Annotated in this window: 7 protein-coding genes and 1 pseudogene; 7 read left to right on the top strand and 1 reads right to left on the bottom strand. The window is 68.8% G+C overall.

What is annotated here, in order from left to right:
* Positions 1–386 (top strand): acyl-CoA thioester hydrolase/BAAT C-terminal domain-containing protein (locus IG99_RS40905; protein WP_324606170.1); only part of this gene is annotated, 386 nt, incomplete at its 5' end.
* Positions 387–411: 25 nt separating this feature from the next.
* Here the strand turns inward: IG99_RS40905 and IG99_RS40900 are convergent.
* A pseudogene (locus tag IG99_RS40900) lies at positions 412–1416 on the bottom strand (hydroxyacid dehydrogenase).
* 359 nt (positions 1417–1775) lie between these two features.
* Between IG99_RS40900 and IG99_RS40895 the strand changes: the two are divergent.
* The 6 genes from IG99_RS40895 (at position 1776) to IG99_RS40870 (ending at position 9995) form a co-directional block, all read left to right on the top strand.
* Entirely contained in the window at positions 1776–3101 is a 1326-nt protein-coding gene (locus tag IG99_RS40895) for an ABC transporter substrate-binding protein (RefSeq protein WP_051866558.1), read from the top strand.
* Between the two features lie 22 nt (positions 3102–3123).
* Entirely contained in the window at positions 3124–4077 is a 954-nt protein-coding gene (locus IG99_RS40890; RefSeq protein WP_037683619.1) for a carbohydrate ABC transporter permease, read from the top strand.
* Positions 4074–4961 carry a carbohydrate ABC transporter permease gene (locus tag IG99_RS40885; protein ID WP_051866556.1) on the top strand — a complete coding sequence of 296 codons (888 nt, stop codon included), beginning with the start codon at positions 4074–4076 and terminating at the stop codon, positions 4959–4961. The genes IG99_RS40890 and IG99_RS40885 overlap by 4 nt, the downstream gene beginning before the upstream one ends.
* Positions 4962–4971: 10 nt before the next feature.
* The gene (locus IG99_RS40880) at positions 4972–7908 is read left to right on the top strand and encodes a hypothetical protein (protein ID WP_037683616.1); all 2937 of its coding nucleotides are present in this window, start codon (positions 4972–4974) and stop codon (positions 7906–7908) included.
* A 91-nt stretch (positions 7909–7999) separates the two neighbouring features.
* The gene (locus IG99_RS40875) at positions 8000–9166 is read left to right on the top strand and encodes an alginate lyase family protein (RefSeq protein WP_037683614.1); all 1167 of its coding nucleotides are present in this window, start codon (positions 8000–8002) and stop codon (positions 9164–9166) included.
* A 19-nt stretch (positions 9167–9185) separates the two neighbouring features.
* Complete coding sequence (locus tag IG99_RS40870; RefSeq protein ID WP_234312130.1) at positions 9186–9995, top strand: alpha/beta fold hydrolase; 810 nt, start codon at positions 9186–9188, stop codon at positions 9993–9995.
* Positions 9996–9997 lie beyond the last annotated feature (2 nt).

The following is a 9997-nucleotide window of genomic DNA, read 5'->3' as shown; positions in this document are numbered from 1 at the left end:
CCCCCAGCCCGGCCGCGGCCCCCTGCCCCGTAGCCATCCGCGACTGGTACGAACTCAGCGAGAAAACCTTCGCCCACCTGGTCCCGCCGGCGGAGATCCCCGTCGAGAAGGCCCGCGCTGACCTACTGCTCGTAGCAGGCGGCGCCGACGCGATGTGGCCGTCCCTGCGCTTCGCCGAACAGCTTGCGCAGCGCCGGCGCTCAGCCGGCGCCACAGTGCGCCTGATCGGCCGCCACGATGCCGGTCATCGACCACGACTGCCAGGGGAGGGCCCGGCACCGGCCTCTCCGCGCTTCCAGTACGGAGGCACGCCCGAGGCCGACGCACTCCTGGGGGCCTCTGCCTGGCCGCACATCCTCGACGCGCTCGGCGTCAGCGGACGCTGACACCCCCCGCACGCCACTCGCACCCTCAGGCGCTCTTCACCAGGTCCGCCTGAACCACCGCACACGCGAGCGGTGCCCCCGCCCTCAGCAGCGCCAGCTCCTCCACGACGGTACGCCCCAGCCGCTCGAGCTCGTTGCCGAGCGACCCGGCGATGTGCGGGGTGAGAAAGACGTTGGGCAGCCGGTACAGCGGCGAGTCCGCGGGCGGCGGCTCGGGCTCGGTCACGTCCAGCACCGCCCCGATCCGCCCGGTGACCAGTTCGTCGGTGAGCGCCTCGGTGTCGACGAGCGCGCCCCGGGAGGTGTTGACGAGCACCGAGCCGTCCCGCATCAGCGCCAGCCGGCGGCGGTTGTGCATCCGCAGCGTCTCGGGGGTGTCCGGCGCGTGCAAGGTGACGATGTCGCTGGTGCTCATCAGCTCGTCGAGTACGGCACCGAGCTCCGCGGCCTCTCCGGCGTCGACGTACGGGTCGTGGAGCCGCACCGAGAAGTCGAGGGGCCGCAGCAGTTCGAGCAGGCGGCGTCCGACCCGCGACGCCCCGATGACCCCTACACCCCTGCCGAGGTTGCCGACCGGCGCGTGGTCGCCGAGTGGTGGGAACACGTGGTCGGAGCGGAACCGCTCCCGCAGTCCGAAAGCGTCCTTGCCGGACAGCAGGATCGCGGCGAGCGTGTACTCGGCCACCGGAATCGCGTTGGCCCGGACCGCGCTGGACACCTCGACGCCCCGGCCTCAGACCGCCGGCGCCAGCAGGCTGCGCACACTGCCCACGGCGTGAAGCACCGCTCGCAGCCGCGGGGCCGCGGACAGGACGTGCCCGTCCACACGCGGGCAGCCCCAGCCGGTGATCAGCACCTCGGCCTCCGCCAGCGGCCCGGCCACCGCCGGGTCGCTGAAGTCCCTTACGACCAGCGCGGGATCGAGCCGGGCCAGTGACGTCAGTCGTGCCATCAGCCGGGGCGGGAAGAGCGCGGGAAGGTGCACCGGGTCCATGGCGAACAGGGCGCGGGGCAGCTGTGGAGTGGGCATCGAGCTCCGCATCTACAGGGAGGGGAGGAGAGGGGAACGGAGTAGTAACCGTATTCCACGCTAGAGCGCGTTCAGTCTGCCGGTCAATGTTCCCTTCCGCTCGCTGAAACCCGAACGATCCAAGTGCGGCAGCGGGTCGGCGCAGCGAACAGCAGGTCAGTGGCGCTCCTTGAGTTACCTGCTCGCAAGCCCTGCGAAACAATTGACCACCGGACTCTTGTGGGTCGCCCCTTTGAGGTCTTACGGTCCACGGGAAACGGTTTCTACCGCTGAATCTTACGTCTCCCCTGTCCTGCTTGCCTTCAGCCGCCCGCGCCCTCCCCCGCCGCAGGCGCTGTCCGCCCTTCTCCGGAGGACTGATGAGCACCATCCGTACGAGAGCCTTCGCCGGCGCGGCCGCCGCTCTTTCCCTGTCTCTCGCCCTGAGCGCCTGCGGCGGCGGTGACGACACCGACTCGGCGGCGAAGACCACCAAGGGCAAGGTCCAGCTGGAGTTCTGGAGTTGGACCGAGGGCATCCAGCAGCAGGTCGCGGTCTGGAACAAGGAACACCCCGAAACCCAGGTGAAGTACGTCAACGCGGCCGGCGACACCGTCTACCAGAAGCTGCGGGCCGCCATCACGTCCGGCAACGCGCCCTGTCTGTCCAAGATGGACGGGATGAATCTGGCGAACTTCGCCGCCGACGGCCTGCTCACCGACATCACCAAGGATGCGGCGAAGTACCAGGACGCCTACACCACTCCCGCGTGGAACGCGGTGAGCCCCGGCGGCGCCACCTACGGCATCCCCACCGGCTCCTCCCCGCTGTTCACCGCCTACCGCGCGGACCTGTTCCAGAAGTACGGCGTCAAGGCCCCCACCACCTGGGACGACGTGATCGCCGCCGGTAAGGCGGTGCAGAAGAAGGACAAGAACATCAAGATCTTCAACATGGCGGGGGAGGACCCGAGCACGCTCGTCGACCTGTCCTGGCAGGCCGGCGCGCAGTGGTACAGGATCGCCGGTGACCACTGGGAGATCGGCTTCACCTCGCCCGACGCGCTCAAGGCTGGCGACATCGTGCAGCAGCTGGTCGACGACAATCTCGCCTCCAACGCCTCCTACGCCGACCCGGGCGTCTTCAAGACCTGGGACCTCGGCAAGACCATCCTGATGACCACGTCCACCTGGCAGTTGCCGATCTACGACACCAACTTCCCCAAGTCAAAAGGGAAGTGGCAGCTCGCCGACGCTCCCCTCTTCGACCCGGCCAAGCCGCAGACCTCCAGCAACTTCGACGTCACCGCCGTACTCAAGGGCTGCAAGTACCCCGATCGGGCCGTCCAGTTCGCCGCCTGGCTCTCCAGCAGCAAGGAATCCCTGACCGCGCTCACCGACCCGGCCTCAAAGTCGGGCCTCTTCCCCGCGGTCAAGGACGTCTCCCCGTACGTCGACAAGATCATCCCGACGGAGATGTTCAACGGGAAGTCGGACAGCGCGCAGATCATCACCACCGCGGCCTCCCGGGTCGGAGAGCAGTGGCAGTACGGGCCGGACTACGCGGCCATGTACTCCGAGATGCAGAAGCAGTGGGGCAAGGTCATGAAGAAGCAGCTCACGGTGAAGGAGATGCTGACACACCTTCAGGACTGGGTGCTCGCCGACCTGAAGAACAAGGGCGTCAAGGCCGTTGCGGCCGGCTGAACCACCTGACCTGGAGACATCGTTGTCCACCCTCACGCGACCGGCGAAGGTCGCCACCGACTCCCCGGCCCGGCGGACCTCCCCCCGCCGGACCGGGAGACGCGGAGCCGCCAAGGGCCTGCTGTTCATGATGCCCTTCCTGATCGGCTTCCTCCTCACCTACGTCGTGCCGATCGGCTACGCCTTCAGCCAGAGCCTGCACGAGAAGAAGAGCAGCGGGATCGGCTTCGGCCCGACGAAGATCGTCTACGCGGGCTTCGCCAACTTCTCCGCGATCCTGTCGGACGGCACGTTCTGGACCGGCATGCTGCGCACCCTGCTTTTCGGGGCCGCACAGATCACGGTCATGCTGGGCGTCTCACTCCTGCTGGCCCTGTTGCTCGACGGCGTCGCGGCCCGCGCGGTGCGCTTCTTCCGGGCCGGACTGCTCATCCCGTACGTCATCCCGGGCGTGGTCTCGACCCTGATCTGGCTGTTTCTTTACAGCCCGACCGCCAGTCCCATCATCGACATCGCGAACCGGGCCGGCACGAGCGTCACCTTCTTCGGCGGCATCGACACCTACCTCTCACTGGGCAATCTGCTGACCTGGCAGGGCATCGGCTTCAACATGATCCTGATCTCCGCCTCGCTCCAGGCGCTGCCGCGCGAGCTGTACGAAGCCGCCCGGCTCGACGGGGCGAAGGAGTGGCGGATCGCCTGGTCGATCAAGGTCCCCAACATCACCGGGATCCTGGTGCTGACCGGCATGTTCTCACTCATCGGCCGGCTTCAGCTGTTCACCGAGCCGCTGTTCCTGCGGTACGTGGCGCCCGAGTCCATCAGCACGGACTTCACCCCGATGCTGGAGATCTTCGACCGGGCGTTCAAGACCGGCGACTACCAGTACGCGGCCGCCGAGTCGCTCGTCCTGGCCGTCGTCACCGGCGTCCTCGCGTTCGTCTTCTACCGCGTCACGAACAGGAAAGTGTCATGAGCAGTGCCAGCGCCACGAACACCGCAACCGACTCCGGTGGGGGAGCGCGCCCGACCCGCCGCGCGGTGGCGCTGACCACCGCACTGCTCATCGTCTTCCTGCTCTACTCGCTCGCACCCACCTGGTTCCTGCTGGTCGCCTCGACGAAGAACCAGACGGACCTGTACTCGACGTTCGGCCTGTGGTTCTCCTCCAACCACCTCGCCGACAACTTCCAGGCGATCTGGGACTACCACGACGGGGTCTTCGGCCGCTGGATCCTCAACTCGGTCCTCTACTCCACCGTAGGCGCCGCCGGTTCGACCCTGGTCTCGCTCGCCGCCGGCTACGGCTTGGCGAAGTTCGGGTTCCGGGGCCGAGGCGCCCTGTTCGGCGTCATCGTCGGTGCCTCGTTGCTGCCGAGCACGCTGCTGGCGTTCCCGCTGTACCTCGTGTTCGCGGAGATCGGGCTCACCAACACCGTCTGGGCGGTGCTGATCCCGTACTTCATCAACCCCTTCGGGGTCTACCTCGGCAAGGTGTACGCCGATACCTCGGTGCCCACCGAGCTGATGGAGGCCGCCCGTATCGACGGCGCGAGCGAGACACGGATCTTCTTCTCGGTCGCCCTCCGGCTGATGCGCACCGGCGGCATCACCATCTTCATGCTCGACTTCGTCAACATCTGGAACAACTTCTTCCTCCCCCTGTTCATGCTGAACGGCGAGCGCTCCTTCCCCGTCACCCTGGGCCTCTTCTCCTGGGTGCAACAGGCGCAGACCGCCCGCGACATGAACACCCTCGTCCTCACCGGGTCGCTGCTGTCGATCATCCCACTGGCGGTCTTCATGTTCGCCCTCCAGAAGTACTGGCGCAGCGGAATCCTCATGGGCAGCCTCAAGTAAAGGAACCACCGTGCCCAACGCACCCAGAAGACGCGATGTGCTGAAGTACGCCGGAGCCACCGGTGTCGCCGCGGCCGCCATCGGACTGCCGACCGCCGCCCCCGCCCTCGCGGCCGAGCCGGATGAGCCGGCCGCAGCCGGCCCGCGCGGTTGCGCACCGCTCGACGTCGTCGTCTTCGGCGACGCGGACTCCGAGGCCGCGCACGGCCTCACCGCCACCCTCTCCGACACGGTCACCGGCGGCCTCGGCCAGCCGGCACGTGTCCTCAACCCCACCGCCCCCGCCTCGTACTGGGGCGGCACCCTCGAGTTCGACGTCGCAGTCAACCCCACCGGCACCACGTACGTCACCGTCCGCCTCTGGGGCGACGACTACGACGACACCTCCGAGGAGGCCGGGTCCGGCACCAACATGTGGCGCCTCCAGCTCTTCTGCGAGGGACAGCAGGTCGGCTACGAGGACCAGGGCGCCGTCGACAGCCTCGACATCCTCGACACCGCCCCGCGCACCCCGGGCCGCTTCTTCTTCCACACCCTGCCGCTGCCGGAGAAGATGACCGCGGGCAAGGACAAGGTGACGCTGGAGATCCGGGCCATGGGCCGCATCTGGTCCTACGGCCAGGACGCGAGTCAGCTCTACCGCACCATGACCACGCCGTCCCGCGGCATCTACCGTCTCTACACCCACACCGACCCCTGCTTCGTACCGCCCAAGGGCGAGGTCCAGGGCACCGCGCCCACACCGACCGCCCGCACCGGCGGCGAGGAGGTCCTGGACGCCATCAGGACGCGGGTGCAGAAGGACCAGCAGAACCTCCTCACCACCGCCAACCCGGCCACCCTGGACGGCTGGGCCATGCAGTCGCTGGCCGAGGGCTACCTGTGGTCGGGGAGCCCGGCCTACGGCAGGCCGGAGGCGATCGACCGGGTGCTGCAGGCCATCGACGGCCGCTACATGGCCTGGAAGGCCGACAGCACCGTCATGACCGGCTCCGACCAGCAGTGGCAGGGCTTCGGCCGGGTCGGCCTGGTGCTGGCCCTGCTGTGGGAGCACCTCGGCGACCGTCTCGGCACGCAGGTGACCGGTTCGCCGTACGCCATCACCAATCCCGGTTTCGAAGCGGGCGGCGACACCCCGCAGGCCTGGTCGGCACCCGGCTGGGCGCTGAGCGCGGACGCGACCTGTACCCGCGACACCACGGTCGCCCGCGGCGGATCGGCCTCCCTGAAGCTCTCGGCCACCGCGTCCGACGGCAAGGTCTACGTCTACCCGGACGGGAAGACCAAGATCGGCTCAGGCACGTACACCTACGGCGCCTGGATCAGGACCGAGGGTGTCACGGGCGTCGGCGCCCACATCGACCCGCTGTTCTACGACGCGAGCGGCAAGCTGGTGGGCACCGACCACAAGGTGTACGCGACCAAGGGCACGCACGACTGGGAGTTCGTCAAGTTCGTCTTCGACACCCCGGCCGGCGCGACCCAGATGCAGATGACACTGCGCCTGAACGGTCCCGGCACCGCCTGGTTCGACGACGTCACTCTCGTCGCCCCCGCGAACACGACCACGCCCGTGCCGCCGGTGCGCAAGGACGCCTATGTCGACATGCTGAAGTCCAGCCGCGACTACTGGCGCAGGCACTTCCCGCACTACAGCAACCAGGCCCAGATCTGTGCCATCGGCCTCTACCAGACCAACCGCGGCCTGAAGCTCCTCGCCCCAAACCTGGCCCTCCCGGAGGACAAGGCCCGCGACTACATGTACCAGTCGATCGGTCTGGTCCCCTACCTCGGCCCCGAGGACCAGGACGGCAAGCCGACCAAGCCCCTCGGCGACGGCTACTACCAGGTGACCAGGGCGGGCCTGACCCGCGAGCTCGGCTACGTCGGCAGCTACGGCGAGGTCATCGACTGGCTGGTCATGATGTACGAGTCGGTCACGCGCGGGTACCAGGGCCAGGAAGCGCCCGAACTGCGCGACCACATGGTCATGATGACCAAGGCGCGCGGGAAGTTCCGGGTGATCGACGTGGACAAGGACCACCACCGGATCTCCCGCATCGAGACCGTCATCGGCTGGCGCAACGAGGTCTACCCCGGCGAGACCGCCTACGCCTCCCGCACCGCCTGGGACTCCAACCCCGTGATGTCGGCGGCCGTGTTCAAGGACCCCGAGATCGTCGGCTGGACGCAGGAGATGGCCGCCGACGGCCAGCTCTACCCGCAGCTGAACCTCCAGGCCACTCACACCTGGACCCGCGTCGGCCTGAACGCCCTGCGGTTCCTCTCCCGCGACTGGCCGGACTTCCAGGCGCTGGCCTCCCGCCCGGGCCGGATACCCACCGGCTGGGACCAGCCCGACTTCGTCCTCACCGACGAGGAGAACGGCTGCGTGGCCGTCAAGAACGGCGACGAACTCTTCTTCGCCTCGCTCTACTTCCGTTCCCGCCAGGGCGTCAACAACTACGCCCGCGTCCACCACATCACCCCCGTCGACCAGCGCTCCGCCACCATCCGCGAGCGCAGCGCGGGCACCACCGGCGACACCTTCACGGCCCGCGACTGGGTCCTGTGGGACTACGCCATCAACGACCCCGGTGCCTCCCACATCCCGCCCGGTGGATTCCCGCCCCCCGGTGACACCCTCCACCAGGCCCTCGCCGGCGACGTCTACCACCTCGCCCCGGTACCGGCCGACGTCCCCGACCCCACCCTCGGCGTGCACTTCGACGGTGTCGAGACGATGCTGGTCGGCCGCGCGCCCTTCTACCTCTGTGAGTACGGCGACTACCTCGTCGCCATGAACACCAGCACGGACAAGGCCTTCACCCTTCCGACGAGAACCGACTTCGGCCCCGCCCGCGACCTCGCCACCGGCCGGACGGTCGGCCCCGGTCAACGGCCGAAGCTCGGCCCGCGCAGCAGCCTGGTCCTGTACCGCGGCTGAGCCCCCTCGCGGCCGGTGCGGTGCGGGGGACCGCACCGGCCCACCCCCCAAGCCCTCAATCACTCAACGCCGAGTGAAAGGCCACCACTTCATGAACGAGCCGCCCGCCACCCCCACCCGCCGCCGATTCCTGCAGATCACCGCCGTCGGAACCGGAGCGGCCGGCCTCACCGGCGCCGGACTCGCCACCGCCCGCCCGGCCGGCGCCGTCACCTCCGGTCTGACCTCGCTGACCCACCCGGGCGTACTGCACAGCCGCGCCGACCTCGACCGCATCCGCGGCAAGGTCGCGGCCGGCGCGGCACCGTGGATCGACGGCTACAAGGTCTTCGCCGCCGACTTCTTCTCCAGGTCGGCCTACGTCGTCGCCGGCGGCCGGGAGACCGTGACCCGGGGCAGCGCAGACGAGGCCGGCAACACGGAACTCTGGTACGACTGCAACGCCGCCTACCAGAACGCCCTCATGTGGTACATCACCCGGGACACCGCCCACGCGAACAAGGCCCTGGAGATCATTAAGTCCTGGACGAACGCCCTTCAGGAGATCAACGGCAAGGACGCCGAACTCGCCGCCGGGATCTATGGTGCCAAACTGGCCGCCGCCGTCGAGATCATGCACTACACGGGCCCCTCGGGCAGCTGGACGCCCGCCGAACTCGCCCGGACGGTCGCGATGTTCGAGAACATCTTCGTGCCCCTGATCAACGTCTACGGCGACGGCGGCTACGGTCTGATGGGCCTCAAGGGCATGCTGCAGATCGCGGTGGCCTGCAACAACCTCACCCTGTTCAACGACGCCTACGACGCCTTCTACACCCACAGCTGCTGCGGGCTGACCAAACTGGTCCAGCCGGGCACCGGACAGTGCTGCGAGTCCGGCCGCGACCAGGCGCACACCCAGCTGATCCTCGGCTCACTCGCCGAGATCTGCCAGACCGGCTGGATCCAGGGCCTTGACCTCTACGGCGCCTCCGACTCGCTGCTGCTGTCCGGCTTCGAGTACACGGCGAAGTACAACCTCGGCAACACCGTCCCGTACGACCCCGCCTTCGGCCGGTGCGACTGGCACTGGCCCGCCCTCTCCACCGACGGGCGTGGCACGTTCCGCTCCATCTACGAGATGGCGTACAACCACTATGTGAAACGGGCCGGCCGGTCCGCCCCGTACACCTCCCGGGTGGCGGGCCGGCTACGGCCGGAGGGCGCACCCTTCCAGTGCGACCACCCGGGGTTCGGCACCCTCCTGTTCTCACTCTGAGTGCTGATCGGACCCGACCGTGACCCACATCCCCTTCCCGCACCGCAACGTCAGGCTGTTCTGTACGAGCCTCGGGCCCGCCGACGCCACCGCCCTGCTGCTGGTGCACGGCTGGGGCGGCGACGGCAGGGAATGGTCAGGCCACGCCGAGACCCTGGCCGACCGGTTCCGTCTGATCGTGCCCGACCTGCGGGGTCACGGCCGCTCCGATGTGCCGGAACAAGGCAACACGCCGGTGGAGATGGCGGACGACCTGGCCGCGCTGGTCGACGCCCTCCACTGCGGTCCGGTGGTGGCCGTCGGCCACTCCATGGGAGGCCAGGTGGTCAACCTGCTCGCCGTACGGCACCCGGAGCTGGTCCGGTCGGTCATCGCCCTCGACCCGGCCCACGGTGCGCACGGCACCGAGGTGGACATGATTCCGGGGCGGTCGGCCGAGTACCGGGAGCGGGGGGCCCTGGCGGCGGCCACCTTCGTGGCGGGCGCGTTCTCCCCTCAGGCCCCGCCGGGGCTGCGCACCGCGCACATCCGAACCATGCTCGGAACTCCGGACCACGTCATCGCCCAGGCCTACGCAGGCATGTACACCGACCGGGGCGCGGTCGGTATCCGCCCGCACAGCGAGAGGTACCTGCGCCGACGCACGCAGCCGGCCCTGACGGTGTGGACATCGGCCGAGGCCGCCGACTGGGAGCGGAACACCCTGCACGTACCCGGCTCCCGTGTGGACCACTGGGTCGATGTCGGCCACTACCTGCACGAGGAACAGCCCGAGCTGACCGTCCGGCTCATCCAGGACTGGGTGGGCCGGGTCACCGCCGAGAGCTGAGT

The organism is Streptomyces griseus subsp. griseus (genome assembly GCF_000720255.1).
GTDB classification, from domain to species: Bacteria; Actinomycetota; Actinomycetes; order Streptomycetales; family Streptomycetaceae; genus Streptomyces; species Streptomyces griseus_I.
Note: the sequence above shows the minus strand (reverse complement) of the source record. Positions and strands in the feature narration are given on the sequence as shown.

Coding starts and splice junctions, on each gene's coding strand:
- IG99_RS40895 (WP_051866558.1), top strand. CDS start 1,776: ATGAGCACCATCCGTACGAGAGCCTTCGCCGGCGCGGCCGCCGCTCTT.
- IG99_RS40885 (WP_051866556.1), top strand. CDS start 4,074: ATGAGCAGTGCCAGCGCCACGAACACCGCAACCGACTCCGGTGGGGGA.
- IG99_RS40875 (WP_037683614.1), top strand. CDS start 8,000: ATGAACGAGCCGCCCGCCACCCCCACCCGCCGCCGATTCCTGCAGATC.